The sequence below is a fragment of the Bacteroidales bacterium genome, from assembly GCA_029210725.1.
In the GTDB taxonomy this organism is placed as follows: domain Bacteria; phylum Bacteroidota; class Bacteroidia; order Bacteroidales.
The window spans coordinates 1-20,078 of the sequence record JARGFM010000021.1 but is presented as its reverse complement, the minus strand read 5'-3'; the positions used below and the strand labels follow the sequence as shown (position 1 = coordinate 20,078).

The following is a 20,078-nucleotide window of genomic DNA, read 5'->3' as shown; positions in this document are numbered from 1 at the left end:
TAAGTAGTGGAATCAGAAAACAGAAAGCAAACAGGGGAACCGGAGGGTGGTTCCCGGATCAATGATAAAAGATCCAGCACTCGAAAAGTGCTTTACCAAAATCATGGTAAAGGTTGCTATATACAGCCGCTTCTCTCATAGTACTCAAAGTTACAAAAAAAACTACACCACCTTCAGCTTCCATTTTCCCCTCCGGAACACGGCCAGTGCAATCAGCGTAAGCGTAGTATCGGCGATCAGAATGGCATAGCATACCCCGTGAATATCCAGCCCCATCACCTTTGCAAAAAGAAAGGCAAGAGGGATCTCCAAGACCCAGAAAGCGATGAAATTGATCCAGATGGGCGTAGCTGTATCACCGGCTCCGTTAATGGCATTCACCATGACCTGGCCCAGGGCATATACGAAAAACCCGAAACTGATCACGCGCAGGCAGGTAACCCCGCTCTGCATAACCACCGGTTCACTGGCAGCATCGATAAAGGTTCCGATGAAAGCATCCGGAATGGCGATAAAGATGATGGATACCAGGCCCAGGAACATCATATTGGCAATTCCCACCACCCAGGCGGAACGTTCGGCCCGATCGGGCTTTTTGGCCCCCAGGTTCTGCCCCACCAGCGTGGCTGCAGCATTAGCCAGTCCCCATGCAGGAAGCAGCGCAAAGAGGATGATCCGGATGGCAATGGTATAGCCGGCCACCACCTCCTCTCCCAAACTGGTAACCACCCACACCAGGACAACCCAGGAGGAAGTGGCAATAAGATACTGTCCGATGGCTCCCAGGGAGAGTTTCACCAGCTGCATCATCTCTTTGACCCTGATCACAATCTGGCTGGCCCTGACCTGCACCCTGTGCTTTCCCTTCCCCAGCAGGTAGAGCTGGTAAAGAACCGCCACGCCCCTGCCAATATTGGTGGCCACAGCCGCACCCCGGATGCCCATTTCGGGAAAGGGACCGATCCCGAAGATCAGCAAAGGGTCCAGGATTATATTCAGGATATTGGCAAGCCACAGTACCCGCATGGAAATAGCAGCATCCCCGCTGCTCCGGAAAACCGCATTGATGATGAACAGAAGTATGATCACCATGTTACCCCCCAGCATAATGGCCGGGTACATATAGCCCATCTGAACCGTCTCCTCCGAGGCGCCCATCAAGCGAAGCAGATCTTTGGAATAAAAGATTCCGACAGCCGTAAAAACCAGGGAAACAGCCACTCCGGTGGTAATGGCCTGTACGGCAGCTACCGCAGCCTGTTCGGGGCGTTTTTCCCCGATTCTCCGGGCCACCAGCGCCGTGGTCCCCACACTGAGGCCGATCCCGATGGCATAGATAATGGTCATCAGTGACTCGGTGATCCCCACGGTCGCCACAGCTTCTGCCCCAAGGCGGGAAACAAAGAAGATATCCACCAGGGCAAAGACCGACTCCATGATCATCTCCAGGACCATGGGAATACTGAGAAGCAAAATGGCCTTGCTCAGGGGGATCTGGGTGAAATCCCGTTCCGAACCGGCCAGGGATTCGCACAGATCGCTATAGAACTCACGAAAGAATGTTCTTGAAAAAAGTGTTTTGAATATGGAAAGTAACATGAAAGGAGAATTACTGGTTGGAAATGAAGACAGTGTTGAGGGACCCGCTTATGAAAACAGCGGAGTTCGGTCCACGCTTATAATTCCAATAATCCTCATGTTCTCTCAGGAATAAGCCTCAAAAGTAAGCCATTCATCCAATTTTTCAAAATCTATCCGGAAAAAATCAGTATCCGGGATCCCTGTAAAGCCCGGGATACCAGATACGCAGTTCTCCGGCCACCTGCCGGGCAATGGCCTTTCTGCCCTTTTCAGCATAGTGTTCGGTGGTCCACTCCCGGTCGATAAACTGCTCATCCTCCACGATGGAGAGATTGTCCACCACCCTCACTCCCCTGGATCCGTAATAGTCCTTCAGCAGCTCCCTGTTCTGGTTCATCAGAAAAATCAGATCCTCTCCAACCAGCTCCCGGGCTTTTTCCATATTTTCGGCCATCAGGTTAAACACCAGCTTCCATCCTCTCTCCCGGGCAAGTTCCACGATCCTGTCAAAATCGGCAATTCGCGGATTATGAAGGGTATCAATCTGAAATCCATAAGCTTTTATATAGTGACAGGCCAATTCTGTTTTTGCCTGGTCGATCTCCCCCGATTCATCCGGAATGCCCCGGTAAGCCATCCAGCGATCCCATCTGGCTACATCTTCATGTGGAAACTCATAGGGAAAATGCAATTTATCTTTCTCCCATTGCTTTTTAAAATCCTGCTCGCGCTCCTCCCGGCTTTTAATCTCATAAGCTTTAAAGGACAGAAAAAAGCGGTTTACCAGGGGCGGGTATGGCCTCAGCAGTACCAGGCTCTTCTGCAGGGAAGTCTCCAGGGGGGAATGGATCCACTGGGCATTAAAGGAACGCAGGGTCATGGTAACGATAAGCGTCTCCACTTCACTCTCTTCAGGCATCTGCTCCAGCAAAACCCTGAAAATGCCTGCGTGCGCCGCGGGCTTGGTCAGATCATACAAGCCCAGTCCCGGATAATAATCCGCAATAAAATCCGAGATCTTCCGCGTATCCTGATCATCCGCATAAGAGGTATTATTGGACGATTCTCCCAGGTAAATGACAGCTGCATCCGGGGGGACCTCCCGGACCAGGTTGATGATGGGTGAATAACGCTGCAGGTCTCTTTCAAAAAAGAACTGCTTATAGAGAAGGTTCATTCCCCAGAGAAGAAGCAGCAAGGAAGCAAAACGCAGGATGATATGTTTCAGGTTTTCTCTCTTCATTTCTAAAACTGAAAATAGATAAAGGGAAAATGCTCCACCCCCGCAAATGCAATAATACCGAAAAGCAGCACTCCGTATACCAGCCATCTGAGCATAAAGGGCAATCCGCCCACCCAGCGGTCGAATCGCCTGTTATAAAGAATCATATCGCTGGCCAGAAAGATCAGGAGAAAGATCCAGGTACTTGCCGGAACAGCCAGGAAGCGCGAATCCGCAGGATTGTTGTGAAAAAGCATCCTGAACATGTCCATGGCCCCCCCGAAACTCTGACTCCGGAAAAACACCCAGAGGATGGTGACCAGCAGCCAGGTCTTCAGAGCCAGCAGCAGATGCCCGGCTGAGTAAGCTGAATGCACTTTCCGGAGTTTCAGGGTCCTGTTCACCAGCCTTTCCAGCAGATAGAGCAGTCCGAATAAGAGCCCCCAGATCAGAAAGGTCCAGCTGGCCCCGTGCCAGAGCCCGCTGATTAAGAACACCAAAAGGATATTCAGCACCCATCTCTGCCTGGAAACCCGGTTCCCGCCCAGAGGGTAATAGAGATAATCCCTGAACCAGGTCGAAAGGGAAATGTGCCAGCGTTGCCAGAACTCTGCAATACTTTTTGCCAGGTACGGGGTTTTAAAGTTATCCATGATCCGGATTCCCAGGAGCAGTGCACTTCCAATGGCTATGGTGGAATAGCCGTAGAAGTCGCTGTAGATCTGAAAAGAGTAAAGCAGAACGCCCTTCAGGATATCCGGGGAAGTAAAATTCTCCGGATGGGCATAGACCTGGTCCACAATTCCTGAAACATTGTCCGCAATCACCATCTTGATAAAGAGTCCATAGAGAATCAGCCTCAGTCCATTGGCCAGGTTCTCATAGCTCAGGATCTGCCTGGTCCGGAACTGGGGTGCCAGTCTGGAGTGACGCTCGATGGGGCCGGCCACCAGCTGGGGAAAAAAGGAGACATAGAGAGCAAAATAACCCAGGTGCCTTTCGGCTTTCTGTCGCCCGGAATAGACATCCAGGGAGTAGCTCAGTGTCTGAAAGGTGTAAAAAGATATTCCCACTGGAAGCAGCAGGTTCATCACGGGTATCTCCCTGGAGAGACCCACCTTCTGAAAAAGGAGGTTGAGATTTTCGGTGGCGAAATTAAAATATTTAAAAGAGAAGAGCAGGCCCAGGTTTACACACAGGCTCAAAATCAACCAGGGTAGCCGGGATCTCCGGTCGGGCAGCTTCCCCATTCTTAGTCCGCTGATATAATCAACCAGGGTGGAGGCAATAATGAGAAAAATATACTCCACTTTCCAGCTCATATAAAAATAGTAGCTGGCAGCCAGCAGAAGTGTCCACCTGAGGGAAGAGGGAATCAGATAGTAAAGAAGGACTACCAGGGGAAGAAAAATCGCAAAATCGATCGTATTAAACAGCATCTGTCCTGCTCATTTGTGCTTACTCACGCGGAGTCAGCAGCATATCCGCCTCCCTGGCCTGCACTTCACCGGTACCTGCCTCCGGCTTCCTGTTATTTCTGGAGAGTTCCTTTCCATAGACCCGGTATCTTTTGTAAACCTTTCCGCCCATATATTCCATTTCGGCCCTCACCTTGGTATTGCTCTCCATCTCCAGATGGCTGTCGATATATTCCATCTTCTGCTTCCTGGCCGAATCCAGCATGGCCGATCCCATCAGGGTATCGAGCCCCCTGTTCTGATAGTCGGGGTGAACGGCACCCAGCAGAAGGTTCAGCTGCCTGCTGCGGCGGCCGGCCACCAGGATATGCAGAATTCCAAAAGGAATCAGGTATCCTTTCGATTTTTGGATTCCCCTGCTGATATCGGGCATGCCAATGACAAAGGCAAGCGCCTCGCCGCGTTCATTCACCACTACCTTGATCAGGCGGGGATCCATGATCAGCAGGTAACGGTTGGCAAAATCGTCCATCTCCTCCAGGGTAAAGGGCATAAACCCGTAGATCTGGGTGAAGGTATCATTAACCAGACTAAAAATGGGCCTGATCCACGGCTTCAGATCCCTGCGCCTGGTGAATTCCAACAATTCAATCCCGGGATTATTACGCCGGGCACGTTCAGCCACCTTCATATAAAGATCCGGTGTTTTCTCCGGTATCTTTATTTTATAAACCACCAGGTCAATATCCTTTTGAAAATCCAGCGCCTTCAGGTGGTCCACCATATACTCGTAGTTGCAGTGCGCGGCGATGGATATGGGTTCTTTAAATCCCTCGATCAGGAAACCCTGAGGATCCTTATCCGAAAAGGCAAGGGGGCCCACCAGCTTCTTCATGCCCTTCATCCTGGCCCACTCCTCCAGATGGCAGAGCAGTACCCGGCTTACCTTCAGGTCGTCCCAGGTCTCCAGAAAATTGAAGCGGGCATTTTTTTCCTTATGAATATCGTTGTATTTGTAATTGATCAGTCCCATGATCCTTCCAACCAGCTTTTTTCCACGGAAAGCCAGCAGCAGGATCACATCACTGTACTCATAGGATTTGTTCTTCTTCTCATTAAAGAACTCCCACTCATCGGCATAGAGAGGAGGGATCCAGTTCGGGTGGTTCTTATGAATTTTAGCAGGCAAATGAATGAATTTCCGGAGATCGCTTCGTGAGCATACCGGTCTGACAACAATCTCCATCAAGGCTGGTTTAGTGGTAGTTTGGACTGACAAAATAGGATTTTTTCCCGATTGTCAATATTTACTGGCAAGTTTTACCAGACTATCACCGGTCATTCTGTTCACAATCCACTCATCCATCATCCTGGCTCCAAGCGACTTATAAAACTCAATGGAGGGCGTATTCCAGTCCAGTACCGCCCATTCCAGCCTGCCGCAGTCCCGCTCCAGGGCCCGGGCAGCCAGGCTGGCCAGCAGAAGCTTCCCATACCCCTTTCCCCGGTGGCTTTCCAGAACAAACAGATCCTCCAGGTAGATCCCCGGTTTACCCAGGAAAGTGGAGAAGTTATGAAAGAACAGAGCGAAACCCACCGGCAGCTCCCCTTCATAGCCGATCACTACTTCGGCAACCCTTTCGTCTCCGAAGAGATATTTCTCCAGGTCCGCTTCAGTGGCCACCACCTCATGGGATAGTCGCTCATATTCAGCAAGTTTCTTTATAAAATCGAGGATCAGCGGAACATCTTCTTTTTGAGCTTCCCGGATGATAAATGAATGCATACTGGCAGATTTTGTCATGGCAGGTTCAGGAGTTATCGTAGGTAGGTATGTAGGTAGGCCGCTCATAAAACTGCTGCTGCACCTCCTCGGGCAAAAAATTAAAACGCACCCTGATATCGGCAAAATGGGTCCCCATTACTTTATGCAGCAAACCCAGTCTTTTCTGACTTTTGAAAATCCGGTATAAATCAGATTTCTGGTCCATCATGATCATGGCCATATAGTGGCCGTTTCGTTCAAGCACCCCCTCCATCAGCTCGTAGAGGCGCTTTTCATTTCCGGGCTCGCAGTAGATCGCATCAAAAGCCAGGAAGCTGAGCTCCTTTTTATTGACTCGCTTTCTCAGTCCGGGGATTAAGGAGAGCAGTCCCGCCGAACGGTTGGCCAGCCGGCTTCCAAAATCCACAATTTTCCAGCTTACCTGGTAGATCTGCAGACCTGCCACCATCTTTCCCCCCTTTTTGATCACATAGTAGTCGTTGTTCTTAAATATGGAATCCGGGTAAAAGAGCGAATAATCCTTATAATACTCCCTGATCTGAGCCAGGATGATTCCCCGCTCACTTTCCTCCACGGGTTCAATCCTGCCGGACCTGCGGGGACGCAGGCGGCTGAAGCTGAAACCTGCCAGAGAACCAATGGTTTCTAGTCCCATCTGGGTGCTGAAATTCATGGACCGAAGGTTGGTCTGGTCAATCACGGCGAATATGACGGATGGCGGATTGCTCCGGCTCTCGCCTTCCCTTAAAAGGTGTGGCTGGGCAAAAACAGGCTGAATAAAACGCCCCAGAACCGTTTTCCGCTTATTCTCATCCTGCAGATCCTCTTTGCTTTTCCTCTTTTTTGGAACTCCTTTTATCGGTGCCTTGATGGAAAAGTAACGGATCAGCCAGCTGTCATGCGCCACGCCCCCGGTATGGCCCGGTTTGCCGACAAAACCCACCGAACCCAGCATCTTACCCGACTTCCGGAGATACATAAAATAATTCTCATCGCCGGATTTCATCCTGTCCTCCAGGTCTGTGTGATGGTATTGAAGGCCCCCGGGCTGACCCATGACAGTCTGATGCATATGGTCCAGCAGCTCCTTCCCGGGAGTAGTCTCGACCTCCACGGTCAGATCATGATAGCTGAGCAGGGTGCGTCTCTCTTTCATCCCCCTAATATAGGAAGCTTGCTCCGAATTTAAAATCAGGGATTGATCCCGGCCTCCTCAAGCGACGCTTTGATAATATTTGCCCAGAGCAGGTAGCCCTTTCTGTTCAGATGCAGCATATCTTCCCTGAATAAGGCAGAGTCGGGCAAGCCCTCCGGAGTCAGGAAATAATCATAGGTGTTTATGAAATGCAGGTCCCTGTGATGATTACAATATTTCTCGATCAGCCTGCTGGCCTCCCGGATCTGCTGCGACACATGCCAGCGTCTGGGGGTGGGCGTTACCTCCACCCAGCAGACCGGCGTGCCGGGATTTCTCATCCGCACCTGCTCCATCAGGTCCTGAAAATGCCGCCTGACCTCCCTGGGAGGAAGGTCGCTCTCTTCACCAGCAATATCATTGGCGACAAAAACCACAATAGCCTTAAAGGCATGCGGTTTTATGATGCGTTCGGCATAATAATTATAATCGGTCAGTTTGGCACCGCCGTAACCCCTTTGCATAAGCTGGTAAGGAGCCAGGTCCCGGTGGATCGAGTCCCACAAACGTACACTGGAACTGCCGGTCACCAGCAGGGTATTGGCATCGGAGTGTTCCGCAAGATTAAGTGAATCGAAGACCGCCATATCCTGCTCCCATTTGAGGATCTCATTCGAGGGGGCCGATTGGCCAGGGGAAGAGAAAGAGCTAAAAAAGAACAGCAGGCTTAGAAGAGCCGTGCCACAGTAGAAATTCATTCTGAGCATAATCCATAGTTTTCTACCCAAAATAAATCAAAAAATCAATGGCCCCGCTTAGTTTCTATTAATATAACACCATTGGACCCCCTGGAACCGTACATAGAGGCCATGCCATCCTTGATAACATCGATGGATTTGATATCACAGGGATTCAGCCCGTCAATGCTGGCGGCGGTCGAGCCATCGACAATCATAAGAACCTCACTGGAGCTGTTAATCGACTGGGCCCCCCGGATAAAAACGCGGTAGGAACCGGTGGTGCCATCTACGGCCACACCCGGGAACTTGCCCTTCAGTAATTCATATACATTCGAAAAATTGCAATACTCGTTGTTCTCCTGCTGCATATGATCCGCCGCAAAGGTCAGATCCTCCTTCTCCATATAGCCGTATCCGATGGCCAGGTCCCTGTTCTTTTTTGAGTCCATAAAGACCAGGTTGATACGAATAGTATCGCCTGTATTCTTGTCTACTTTCCGGCTCACCGTTTTAAAAGTCTCAGCTTTGATCTTAATCTGATCTTTCTCCTGGCAGACCAGGGAAAAGTTGCCAAGACTGTCCGATCTGGTAGAAGCCTTGCTCTTCTGGGCCTTCACCTCGATATTCGCAACCGGGTATTTATTATAGGCGGTCAGTTCTCCAAAAATCACCCGCGTCTGGGCTAAAGTCACCGAGGAGAATAAGAGGCCGAATATGACAGGAATCAGGGAACGCATCTGCTTGTAATTTTAGTTCAAATTATTAGACCCTTTTCCGGGCCAATGGTTTAAAAAACCGGTAATAATAAGGAAGATAGTACCGGAAACCCGCCGTACCTATTCCCGGTGCCCTTTGGTTTCGATAACTACCACCCCGTTGGCGCCCTGGGATCCGTAGAGGGCAGCCCCGCCATCCTTCAGGACATCTATGGTCGACATTTCACAGGGATTCACAAAAGATATATCGCTCACTCTGACTCCGTCTACCACATAAATGGCTTCATTATCCCCGTACAACGATTTATCCCCCCTCACAAAAACACCATCGGAGCCAAGCGAATTGGTCTTGATCTGAACACCCGGGAACTTCCCCTTCAACAGGGTGAAAACATCACTGTAGTTGCAAAAGTCATTGTTTTCATCGGCCATATGGGCCAGGGCAAAGGTGAGATTTTCATGTGAGATATAACCCAGTCCGGTGGCAATCTCACGGTTCCTGGGAGTGTCCCTGAAAATCAGGTTGGCCGAAACATAGTCGTCCCCGGCATCCACCTTCTTACTCAGCGCCTGGAACACTTTGGCCTTAATCAAAATCACATCCTTTTCCATACAAACGATTTCAAACTGGCCCAGCGAGTCGGTCATTACAGTGGATTTGGCCTTTTTGGAAGCGATCTCCACATTCTGCACCGGGTACTGGTTAAAGGTAGTCAGCTTCCCCTTTACCACCCGGGTCTGGGCAAAGGAGGGGAGAGAAAAAAGTAAGCAGGCAGCAATCAGGGCTAAAGTTCTCATGGTATCAGGTTTTATAGTAGAAATATAATGTATTTAGCAACATCTCTGTATAAGAGGATGCACAAATACAAAAACACCCTATCCCCTCGGACACTTATTTTCAAAAAGAACTGTGCTGCATAAATCCGGCGTTTAGTTTTAAAAAACGTGTTTTTCAGGTAGGGTATTTCGCCGTATAAACGGTATAGGAGTATAGTCAACAGTTTTACTAACAAAAAAAAATACGTGATGAATAAGAAATGGATGCTCGCAATTGGGCTGATCGCAGCCCTCTTTATTGCCGCCTGTGAACAGTCTGGTACCAGCTTTGATGAACTGGACGGGAACATAACCATGGCCGAAGAGGAAGTGGCCGACCTGAAATCGGCAGAAGCCCTCGAGAGTGATATTTCCTCAGCCAGGTTTGGCGGACATATGCTCGAGGGCGGAATGATGGTGGGAGGATCTCACCTTTTCTTTGGGAACAATTTTCCTCCCTGTGCAACGGTCACCGTTGACAGCGATGAATTTCCCAAAACCATTACCATCAATTACAGTGAAGGTTGTACAGGAAGAATGGGACTGGAGAAAAAAGGGATTGTAAGTATCCACATGACAGATACCATCCTCAATGAAGGAGCCGTTTATACAGTGACCTTTGAGAACCTGACTATGGGGCAAAGGGAGATTTCAAAAACCGCCACTTATACCAACGAGGGCCTCAATGAATCGGACCACTGGGTCATCTCCTTCGAGTCGCTGTCCACCACGACCTTTGAAAATCAGGGAGAGCTGTTTACCATCGTACGGGAATTCTCCGGTGAGAGAGAGTGGCTGGAAGGCTTCGAAACACCTGAAGTTAGCGATGATTTGCTCCTGCTGAGCCGCAATGGAAGCATCACCGTCAACGATGAACTCCGCTTTGCAAAAACCACCATGGAACCCTTACTGATAGACCGTTCATGCAGGTGGCCCCTGAGCGGGATCGCGGAGATCACCAGGGACGGTGAGACCATGACCATCGACTATGGCACGGGTGAATGCGACAACATTGCCCAGGTAAGCAAGGATGGAGTGACCGAAGAGATCGAATTGAATAGTGGCCAGTTTGGAAAAGGATTCCAGCGCCATAACAAACATATGAAGCAGAATAAGGGCTGGTGGTAAATCATAAGGTTGGTTAATTGGAAGCATGGAGGCCGGGATTCAATCCGAAAACCGGTCTCCTATTTAAAAAAGTTCATTGACATTATGTAGTTTTGTACAGCAATCAGAAGCAGAACCCGTGACCAAGGAGCAGTTTAAAACCCTATTCGATCTCTATTTTGAAGATATCAGAAGATTTCTCTATTATCGCAGCGGGGATACAACGGTCTCGACCGATCTGGCACAGGATACCTTTATGAGAGTCTGGGAAAAACAGATGGATCTGCAAGCCGGGAAGGATACGGGCCTTCTTTATAAAATAGCAGGCGACCTGTTTGTGAGTTTTACCCGGAGAGAAAAGCTCCGGAAAGAGGCTCCCTCACAGATCCGTTTCGAACCGAACGACAGCACGCCGGAAGAGGAACTTCAATACCGGGAGCTGGAGGAGAAATATGAAAAAGTGCTGATGAAGCTTTCTGAAAACCAGCGAATCACCTTTCTGATGAGCAGGACCGAGGAGCTTAGTTACCAGGAGATTGCAACAAGACTATCCATTAGTGTCAAAGCCGTGGAGAAAAGGGTTTCCAGGGCACTGGCACGATTAAGAAAAGAATTACTTACCTGATGATACAGGAGAACATACATAAGAATAAAAAGATTGATCCGGACGGACTTTCTGATCTGTTCTTTTCCCATTCAAAAATTGCCTGGGAAAAGAGTCAGGGAGAGGTGTGGGATCATCTTGAAAAACAGCTGACCCGGGAGGAAGCCTCACCGGTTCTGGTGCGGCCTCTTCTGCCCCGCAGGCAGTGGCTGGCCATGGCCGCCTCCTTCCTTCTCCTTCTTTCTGTTTCCGCTTTTTTGAGATTTTATACCGTGAAAACCTTCTGCCCCGAGGGAGTTCATACTTCCCTGCAGCTTCCCGATGGCTCTGATGTGGAGCTCAATGCCTCCACCCGTCTCTCCTATCACCCTTACTGGTGGTTTATCTCCAGGGAAGTAAAACTGGAGGGTGAGGCTTTCTTCAGCGTGGAAAAAGGAAAAATCTTCCGGGTAGTATCTTCTTTTGCGACTACCGAGGTCCTGGGAACCACCTTTAATGTATTTGCACGGGGAAGGGATTATATGGTGACCTGCCATACCGGCCGGGTCCGCGTAAGCGAATCTATCTCAGGAAGTTCCATAAACCTTTCGCCCAGTGAGAGAAGTGTGCTGAAACCTTCAGGTGGATTTTCAGTGACCCAGCTTAAACATACTCCCGACACTCCCGGGTGGACCGGGAACCTGATTATGTTCGCCTCCACTTCCCTGCGACTTGTGTTTGAAGAGATCGAACGTCAGTTTGGCATTGTTATTGAAACACCAGTGGAGATGCAGCAGGTATATTCGGGGAATTTTTCCCTGAATCAACCGGTAGAGAATATCTTATCTTTGCTCTGCCTGCCCTTTGATCTGGAATATGAACGTCAGAACGGGAACACATATCTGGTCTATCCTTCCGGTGAATAGAATCATCGGGTTCCTGCTGATTTCGGTTCTGTTTTCTCAAGTCCGGCTATACGGCCAATCCATAGAGATTCATGCAGAAGACCTGCCTCTCAACCAGGTGCTTTTGAGCCTGGTGAAGGATTACGGGGTTCAGCTATCCTTCGACGACCGTTTACTTTCCTCGTATCAGATTACAGCAGATAATCGTTTCGAAAGTCCGGAGCAGGCCATCCGCTTTTTGATCAAAGATTTTCCCCTGGAGTTCAAACAGATCGGGAAGGTCTTTACGATCTACAGGATACTTCCCCCTGAAGAGATAAAAACCTATCGCCTGGCGGGAAGGGTGGTCGATTCCAAAACGGGGGAAACCCTTCCCTATTCGCATGTCATCATCAATAAATCGGGAGTGGTGACCGATGTTAATGGGAATTTCTCCTTTGTTTCAGGCGACTCCCTCTTTCATCTGACCATCTCCTACCTGGGATATTATATACAGGACACGATCCTCTCTCCGGGAACTGTTTACCTTCTCGGGCTCACCCCTTCGGTCATCGGACTGAAAGAGGTGGTGGTGGAAGGAAGCCTCATTGAGCGATCGGGACAGTCGGGGGAAGAAGCCGGGATTATCCGGCTGAATCACAAAATTGCCTACCGGCTGCCGGGCAACGGCGACAATGCCGTATTTAATTTTCTGCGCCTCCAACCGGGCATCCTGGCCTCCGGCGAGCGCTCCACCGAACTGATCATCTGGGGAAGCTATTCGGGGCATAGCAAGATTATGTTCGATGGCTTCACGATCTTCGGTCTGAAGAACTTCAACGACAACATCAGTTTTGTGAACCCCTATATGGCCAAGGATATCAAGGTGCTCAAGGGGGGCTACCCGGCCGAATACGACAACCGGGTGGGGGGGGGCGTGGACATCTCGGGGATCAACGGTTCGGTCCACAAGCCTTCCATAAATCTGAACATCAACAACATGACGATAAACGGCATGGCCGGGGTGCCCCTGACCGAGCGCTCGTCCCTGACCTTTGCTTACCGGCAAACTTACTACAATCTGCTGGATGCGGAGGACCTGAATATCATCAGCGGGAGCCGGCCGGGCGGAGGGAGGTACGACATCAATGTCTATCCCGACTATCTCTTCCGCGATTTCAACCTGAAATATGCCGGAACCTCCGGCCGGGGCGACGATTATTTCATCAGTCTCTACGATGGCAGAGACCAGTTTTCCTACGAAGTGGAACAGGAGCGGAATATCGTGAGCATCTCCCAGGAAGTGCAGGAAAAGAACCGGCAGCGGGGCGGATCGGCTTTCTATGGAAGGACCTGGAACAAGGGGGTGAACAGCCATCTTTCCATGAATATATCAGGCCTGAACAGGGAGCTTTTTGAAAAACAGATCGTTACCCGCAACGCGGGCATAGGAGGAAACATGCTGCCATCGCGGGAGGCCCTGTTTTACAATGATGTTCTTGAATACAGCATCAAAAATAAAACCCGCATCCCCCTCTCGGAACGGCAAATGCTCGAAACGGGCCTGAACTATACCTATGAAAGTGTGGCATTCCGGAAAAACAGTCTGGAGAACACGGTCAGCAGTTCAGCCGAGCAGTCGCACCGCGTAGGGATGTTCCTGCAGGATGAGATCCGGCCCGGACCCAGGCTGAGCATCCGGCCCGGTATCCGGATCGACTATCCCGTCCAGCTCGAGCAGATCTACCTCCAGCCCAGGATCCAGCTTTCCTTCGACCTGGGCGATCGCTGGAGGTTGAATGGTGCCGCAGGCATCTACAGGCAGTTTATTTCCCAGACCTCGGTGATCGACGAACTGGGCAACAGCAGTTATTTATGGGAGATCAGCAATAACACAGATGTTCCGGTATTGAAAGCCAATCACCTGGCAGGCGGGCTCACCTTCCGGAGCGGAGGCCTCACCCTGGGAGTGGAGAGTTTCTATAAAACGACCAGCGGGATCGCCCGCCACGTGGATCTCTGGAGGGAGGGGATCCAGGAAGTCTACCAGGGGGATGCCCGCATGTACGGGACGGACCTGCTGGTAAAACAGTATTTCCGGAAACACGAGGTATGGGCCTCCTATACCTGGAGCAGAACCGAAGAACACTTCCCCTACATGCCCGATGAGGTGGATTACCGCTTTGCCCCCCAGGACCAGCGCCACGAGATCAAAGGGGCCCTCCTGCTGAATTTCAGTCCCTTCTTCCTCTCCGCCAACTATGTATATGGTTCCGGGTTCCGTACTCCCCTGGCAAGCATAGAAGACCTGGTGGATAACTACGTGGAGGAAGAGCGCTATCCCTACAACCGGCTCGATCTGGCCCTGATCTACCGGTTGAACGTGAAGAATTACCACTTCGAGGCCGGGATCTCGGTACTGAATGTATTCAATCACGAGAACATCAAGTACTCCAATGTGATCCTGATCCCCGATTCCCAGACCACCAGCATCAGCATCCATGCCGAGGCGGTTCCCTTCACCCCCACCCTTTACATGAACATGTCCTTTTAGAGGAGTTTTCTGAAGATTTGCTTACTTTTATTGGAAAGCAGTTCATCCATGAAAATCCTGACCTTTCTTTCTCTTTTTGCCCTGGCCATTTCACCCCTGAAGTCCCAGGAGCAATCCCAAGCCCGTTGGAGGCACTTTAGCATTGACCCGGTGCTTCCCGGATCATCCTGGGGGACCGGTGGCCCCGCCCTGGCAGACTATGATGGCGACGGCGACCTGGATGTGGCCATTTCCAGACGAAATACCCTGTCTGCTTACTGGTATGAACGAATCAACGACTCTCTCTGGATCCAGCACCTGGTGGGTTCCGGTGAGACCTTCGCCAATACCCTGGGGAGCACCCCCATCGATATCGATCACGACGGATGGATGGATGTGATGTTCAATGGAATCTGGTTCAGGAATCCCGGGATCCTGGCCGACTATCCCGATGTTCCCTGGAAAGGTTCCCTGATCAAGGCCGGCGGGCACGATGCGGCCACGGTCGATATCAACGGAAATGGGGAGATGGATATCCTGGTTTACGATGGAAACAAACTGGCCTGGTACAACACCTCCAATACCCTGCGCGAGCACATCATCAGCTCGGGGCACCACGACCATGGCGGCACAGCACCATGCGGCCACGGAGACCTGGATGGAGACGGGGACCCGGATGTAATTATACCCGGATTCTGGTACGAAAATCCCGGGGATGGCACGGGAAGCTGGGAAGAACACCTCTGGCCCTTTGTGCCGGTTCCCCATGCCTCCTATGGCCGGAGCACCCGGTCATGGATCACCGATGTGGATGGCGACGGGATCAATGACATTGTATACAGTCACTGCGACACCGGAGGATCTCATGTTTACTGGGTAAAAAACGGGGGAGAAGAGAAATCATGGACCTCCTTCCAGCTGCCCGATCCGCCTGCCCGCAGCGGAGATACAGAGGGCACCGGGTCCTTTCACTCCCTGGGAGTGGCCGATTTCAACCTGGATGGCTTTCCCGATATTTTTGCAGGTGAACAGGAAGACCCCGATGTCTATATGGAGAGCGACGGACTGGTGGCCATGAAGCCCCGGGGACTCAAAGAACGGGGGGTGATCTGGTACAGTAACGGGGCCAGGCTCCCTCAGTTCACACCATATATCATCCACCTGGACAACCCGGGCTGGCACGATGCCCAGCTGGGCGATGTAGATGGCGATGGCGATATAGATATTGTCTCCAAAGTCTGGAATGCCGACGGTCCCTCCTACCACCTGGACCTCTGGCGCAACGAAGTGATCAAATAAACCGTCCGGATTTATTACAGGCCACTGATAACCTGTACCATGCGCCGGATATGTTCCGGCGTGGTCCCGCAGCACCCGCCCACAATATTTGCACCAGCTGCTACCAGCTCTTTTATCTGCGAAGCCATTTCGCCGGCCGATTCGGGAAATACCGTCTTCCCGTCCCGGTAGACCGGCAGCCCGGCATTGGCTTGGACCAGCACCGGTATGGAAGCATCCAGTGCCCGAATCTCCCTGACGATCTCGATCATCCCGGCGGTCCCGTTCCCGCAATTGGCCCCTATGATGGCCGCACCGGCCGATCTGGCCATCTCCATGCAGGCTCCCACATCGGTACCCATCATGGTCCGGTAGGCTCCGTCCTGGTTCCAGGAAAAAGTAAAGGTACAGGCAATATCGAGCTCAGTTGCTTCCCTGGCGGCCTCGATCGCTATCCGCGCCTCCTCGGGATCGCTCATGGTCTCGATGACAATCCCGTCGGCCCCGCCGTCGGCCAGCCCTCTGGCCTGCTCCCTGAAACCTTTATATACCTCTTGCGGATTTACCTCTCCCATCATCACCATCTTGCCGGTGGGACCCATGGAGCCCATCACCAGGACCCTGTTACCCGCTGCTCTTTTTGAAATCTCAGCAGCACTTCTGTTCAGTTCGTAGCACCGGTCTTCCAGTTCGTACCTCTCCAGTTTCAACGGACTACCGCCAAAGCTGTTGGTCAGTATGATATCTGCACCCGCCTCCACATACGAACGGGCGATATCCAGCACATCCCCGGGACGGTCCAGGTTCCAGAGTTCCGGGCATTCGCCCGACTTTAAGCCCTTCTGGTGCAGGAAGGTCCCCCAGGCACCATCCGATACCAGGACCCTTCTCTCTTCAATTTTATTCAATATGATTCCCATAACTCCTTGGATTTTATTCTGTGAGTTTCCGGATCTCCTCTTTACCGGTGGCCGGCTGAACCAGGACGGTACCGCTAATACCTGAATGCTTCCCCGACTTTACTCCCCCGGAAGTGCTGATCCTCAGGCTGAGATGGTTGTCCCTGGTATAAAAAATACTTTCTGATACATCCAGCTCAAAGACCCCCTCCTCTCCCTGGAAAAAACCCGCCCGTATCTCATTCAGAAATACGAAAGCTGTCGGACCCGTTTCTTTAAAAATCAGCGAGACAGGCCTGCCATCCCATTGTTCGGGAAGCGTAAACCTGCAATGGTACCAGTAAACACCCGGCTCTTCCGTTCCCGGGAAATGTTCCTCAATGGTTGCCGGGATCCTTACCAGCAAACCCATTCCGCGATGCAGCTCCTCCCAGCCGCAGGAAGGCAGCTCATTTCCCGGATCCGCCCCGGTATCCTGCCACAGGTTCCATTGATAAAACTCCAGGCCCAGTGTTCCTGCGTCATATTTGTGGCTGCAGGAGCTTCCCGCCAGCAGCAGTATCATCGTTATCAGGTAAGATCTGCTTTTCATCGTCTAATATCCTTGCAAATTAAGTCTGACCCTGTCCAGGCTCTCATTAGAACCCACCAGGGTAACCACATCGCCCAGCCGAAGCCGGGTATAGCCATGGGAAATGATCGGGTGATCGCCCCGTGTCACCGACAGGATGATCACATCGGAGGGAAGTCGAAAATCCCGCAGGGTCAGGCCGTGGAAATCCGAGTTCCTCAGTTCAATATCAATGGAATCCTGACTCTCATCCATTCCCAGTAACAGGGAGGTGGCAATGGGCGATCTTACAAAATGTTCCATCAGGGAAACCATGGCCGTGGGCGGATCGATCACCATCGCCCCGATCTGGTGAAATTTCTTGTAGTACTCCCGGTCATTCAGTCTGACAATCAGATTTCTGGTACCAAAATGTTCATATGCTGTTTCGCAAATAGCATAGTTAAGTTCATCCGACAGGAGGCAGAGAATGGTATCGGCACTCTCTGTATTGAATTTTCTTAAAGACAGATGGTCTGTTCCCAAAAACTCATGAACCAGAAACTCCTTGTTCCCGATCGCCTCCACGGTGGGGTCCGTCACCACAAATTCCACCTCCCAGTTTTGCTTGCGCAGCTGGCTGGCCAGCGCCAGGGATTGATTCTCCCATCCGAAAATCAGCACCTTCCGCTGCATATCATAACTTCCGTCGGACCTTACGTGAACCTCACCAACCAGGTGAAGCGCCCACTTAAACAGGGGGGGACCCACTATCTGGTTTAACACGATCACGGAGATCATGATTGTTGCAAACTCAGTTCCCCATCCGGGATATTCGACAGCAATAATCGTAGCCAGTCCAACTCCTACCCCGGCCTGAGTCACATAGGGCATCCAGGATACTCTTCTGAAAATGGAAGGATCCCCGGCCAGTGCACTACCGCTGAATCCAGCCAGGAACAGGGAGACCAGCCGAACACCAAATATAATCAGGGTGATAAACCACAGGGCAGCCACCACCTCCAGGGAGATCATGGCACCGGTTAGGGTGAAAAAAAGGATATACACATAAGGTCCCAGCTCCTTGACGATCCTGGTAAAATCATTCCGGTAAACCGAATAGTTGGTCACCAGAACACTCCCAATAATACAGATCAGCAGTGGTTCGATATGAAGTTCCGGTCCCCCGTGCATGCCGGAATAATCCCCCGCCAGTTTGGTGAAAAGATAAACTAAAAAACCTGTCAGGAGCACCAGGCCCTTTTTCAATGGAACCATTCCCTTCAGCGACAGGATGGCCCGGAGCATCAGCCAGACCACGAAACCCAAACCAAATGCAGCCAGCAGTTCAAGCAAAACCTGCAAAATATATATGGGCCTGAATGCCGTTTCCCGGACCAGGGATTTGGAAAGCGTGAAAATAATCGCAAAAAAAATAATAACCCCGAAGTCCTTTAAAACGGTCACCCCAAGAGTTGTTTGTGTAAAAGGCCCCCTGGCACGCAGTTCATTGATAATGGCAATGGCAGAAGCGGGCGAGCGGGCAATGGCAATGGTTCCGGCCAGCATCGCAACAGTAATCCGCGCTGCCGCTTTCATCTCCCCGGCAAATGGGATCAGATCGAGAAGAAGGAACATGGCCAGGCTAACCAGAATGAAGGTGATGATCACCTGCGTGATCATCATGTAGATTATGCTCTTCATCCTGCTCCGAAGCTCATTCAGGTATAGTTCCGAACCCACTGCAAAAGCAATAAATGCCAGGGCTATTTCATTGACAAAACCAAGCTCTGAAAGCGCCTCCTTTTCAATCAGTCCAAGTACCTCCGGACCTGAAAACAGGCCGATAATCAGGAATCCGGTGATCAGCGGCAGCTTTACCTTTTGAAATACCCTGGCCACTTTCCCAGCCGCCACAGCCACGATCCCGAAGGCCCCCAGGTATATAATCAATTGCCAGACAGCATCCAATTTATCCGAAACAATTCCCATCATTGACTTCTTCCAATGCTTGCATTTTGTAATATACGAAAACCCCGCGACTAACTCCCGGTCTGAATCCCTTTGCTGTAAATCCAAAAAAATTATATATTTGCAGCCCGAAAGAGTCCGGTACGCGACCCGGTTCCAAAAACATGATGGCGAGGTAGCTCAGATGGTTAGAGCGCATGATTCATAATCATGAGGTCGGGAGTTCAATTCTCCCTCTCGCTACTTAATAATCAACCACTTATACACACATTTGTATAGGTGGTTTTCTTTTGTGCTAGGTTTGTGCTAGGTTTTGTCTGATTCTGACAAAATCTTCATCAAAATAGTAGTCCTCTCAAGTAGATGGAACAAACTAGCAAGATGACCACTTCAGGCCGATCTGGTTGATCAACTATATGCCTTGGTATTCTGAAGTTTATCTAAATTATCTCATTCCGGCGAAGGATGGTCAACGCTTCCGGTTTTTCCACTAACTCTCCAAGAAAAGAAGAAATCTTCCCAGCGTATTTTTTTGGTTTACTTTTGATCCAATATGCACATTTAAATTGCTGAGCATCTACCGTATGAATATATTCAGCTTCCCAGTAGGTATTTGAGATAATATAGAGCTCCTTTCGAGCTCTTGACATTCCAACATATAACTGTCTCCGCTGAGCTTCGATTGTATCAAGTCCACGGTTCTTGTTAGGTAAAATACCACTTACTAATCCCACAATAAATACATATTCTGCCTGAAGTCCTTTAGATTTATGAATAGACATTAGATTAATCTCACCTTTCTTAAACTCGATTTTTGGATTAATAAGGAGAAATATGCGATCAAGTGATCCTTCAATAT

The 20,078-nt window shown here is 50.5% G+C and carries 18 protein-coding genes and 1 tRNA gene; 6 read left to right on the top strand and 13 right to left on the bottom strand.

Features of this window, described 5'->3' with window-relative positions:
* Positions 1-162: 162 nt before the first annotated feature.
* The 9 genes from P1P86_12010 to P1P86_11970 form a co-directional block, all read right to left on the bottom strand.
* Entirely contained in the window at positions 163-1,599 is a 1,437-nt protein-coding gene (locus tag P1P86_12010; protein MDF1575902.1) for an MATE family efflux transporter, read from the bottom strand.
* Positions 1,600-1,765: 166 nt separating this feature from the next.
* Positions 1,766-2,824 (bottom strand): hypothetical protein, encoded by a 1,059-nt coding sequence (locus P1P86_12005; GenBank protein ID MDF1575901.1) that lies wholly within the window; start codon positions 2,822-2,824, stop codon positions 1,766-1,768.
* A 2-nt stretch (positions 2,825-2,826) separates the two neighbouring features.
* The gene (locus P1P86_12000; GenBank protein ID MDF1575900.1) at positions 2,827-4,242 is read right to left on the bottom strand and encodes an MBOAT family protein; all 1,416 of its coding nucleotides are present in this window, start codon (positions 4,240-4,242) and stop codon (positions 2,827-2,829) included.
* A gap of 19 nt (positions 4,243-4,261) precedes the next feature.
* Positions 4,262-5,467: a hypothetical protein gene (locus P1P86_11995; protein ID MDF1575899.1), complete on the bottom strand. Its 1,206-nt coding sequence runs from the start codon at positions 5,465-5,467 to the stop codon at positions 4,262-4,264.
* Between the two features lie 54 nt (positions 5,468-5,521).
* A complete protein-coding gene (locus P1P86_11990; GenBank protein ID MDF1575898.1) occupies positions 5,522-6,007 on the bottom strand; it encodes a GNAT family N-acetyltransferase in 486 nt (161 codons plus the stop codon).
* Between the two features lie 25 nt (positions 6,008-6,032).
* Positions 6,033-7,163, bottom strand: coding sequence for a hypothetical protein (locus P1P86_11985; protein ID MDF1575897.1), 1,131 nt, complete (start codon positions 7,161-7,163; stop codon positions 6,033-6,035).
* Between the two features lie 35 nt (positions 7,164-7,198).
* The gene (locus P1P86_11980; GenBank protein ID MDF1575896.1) at positions 7,199-7,909 is read right to left on the bottom strand and encodes a GDSL-type esterase/lipase family protein; all 711 of its coding nucleotides are present in this window, start codon (positions 7,907-7,909) and stop codon (positions 7,199-7,201) included.
* 35 nt (positions 7,910-7,944) lie between these two features.
* Positions 7,945-8,619 (bottom strand): TonB-dependent receptor plug domain-containing protein, encoded by a 675-nt coding sequence (locus P1P86_11975; GenBank protein MDF1575895.1) that lies wholly within the window; start codon positions 8,617-8,619, stop codon positions 7,945-7,947.
* 99 nt (positions 8,620-8,718) lie between these two features.
* Positions 8,719-9,396 carry a TonB-dependent receptor plug domain-containing protein gene (locus tag P1P86_11970; protein ID MDF1575894.1) on the bottom strand — a complete coding sequence of 226 codons (678 nt, stop codon included), beginning with the start codon at positions 9,394-9,396 and terminating at the stop codon, positions 8,719-8,721.
* Between the two features lie 228 nt (positions 9,397-9,624).
* Here P1P86_11970 and P1P86_11965 point away from each other — a divergent pair, with 228 nt between their 5' ends.
* The 5 genes from P1P86_11965 (at position 9,625) to P1P86_11945 (ending at position 15,820) form a co-directional block, all read left to right on the top strand.
* Positions 9,625-10,542 (top strand): hypothetical protein, encoded by a 918-nt coding sequence (locus P1P86_11965; GenBank protein MDF1575893.1) that lies wholly within the window; start codon positions 9,625-9,627, stop codon positions 10,540-10,542.
* A gap of 118 nt (positions 10,543-10,660) precedes the next feature.
* Positions 10,661-11,146: a sigma-70 family RNA polymerase sigma factor gene (locus tag P1P86_11960; GenBank protein ID MDF1575892.1), complete on the top strand. Its 486-nt coding sequence runs from the start codon at positions 10,661-10,663 to the stop codon at positions 11,144-11,146.
* Entirely contained in the window at positions 11,146-12,030 is an 885-nt protein-coding gene (locus P1P86_11955) for a FecR domain-containing protein (GenBank protein ID MDF1575891.1), read from the top strand. The genes P1P86_11960 and P1P86_11955 overlap by 1 nt, the downstream gene beginning before the upstream one ends.
* A complete protein-coding gene (locus P1P86_11950; protein ID MDF1575890.1) occupies positions 11,981-14,542 on the top strand; it encodes a TonB-dependent receptor in 2,562 nt (853 codons plus the stop codon). The genes P1P86_11955 and P1P86_11950 overlap by 50 nt, the downstream gene beginning before the upstream one ends.
* Positions 14,543-14,590: 48 nt before the next feature.
* Positions 14,591-15,820, top strand: coding sequence for a VCBS repeat-containing protein (locus tag P1P86_11945; protein ID MDF1575889.1), 1,230 nt, complete (start codon positions 14,591-14,593; stop codon positions 15,818-15,820).
* 14 nt (positions 15,821-15,834) lie between these two features.
* Here P1P86_11945 and P1P86_11940 read toward each other — a convergent pair whose 3' ends face one another.
* The 3 genes from P1P86_11940 to P1P86_11930 are packed head-to-tail and all read right to left on the bottom strand — an operon-like array spanning position 15,835 to position 19,240.
* On the bottom strand, positions 15,835-16,719 hold the full coding sequence (locus P1P86_11940; protein ID MDF1575888.1) for a homocysteine S-methyltransferase family protein: 885 nt from the start codon (positions 16,717-16,719) through the stop codon (positions 15,835-15,837).
* A 13-nt stretch (positions 16,720-16,732) separates the two neighbouring features.
* Entirely contained in the window at positions 16,733-17,290 is a 558-nt protein-coding gene (locus tag P1P86_11935; GenBank protein MDF1575887.1) for a hypothetical protein, read from the bottom strand.
* Between the two features lie 3 nt (positions 17,291-17,293).
* Positions 17,294-19,240 carry a cation:proton antiporter gene (locus P1P86_11930; protein MDF1575886.1) on the bottom strand — a complete coding sequence of 649 codons (1,947 nt, stop codon included), beginning with the start codon at positions 19,238-19,240 and terminating at the stop codon, positions 17,294-17,296.
* A gap of 148 nt (positions 19,241-19,388) precedes the next feature.
* Between P1P86_11930 and P1P86_11925 the strand changes: the two genes are divergently transcribed.
* Positions 19,389-19,462, top strand: a tRNA-Met gene (locus P1P86_11925).
* A 197-nt stretch (positions 19,463-19,659) separates the two neighbouring features.
* Here the strand turns inward: P1P86_11925 and P1P86_11920 are convergent.
* A partial coding sequence (locus tag P1P86_11920; protein ID MDF1575885.1) for a 3'-5' exonuclease occupies positions 19,660-20,078 on the bottom strand: 419 nt, incomplete at its 5' end.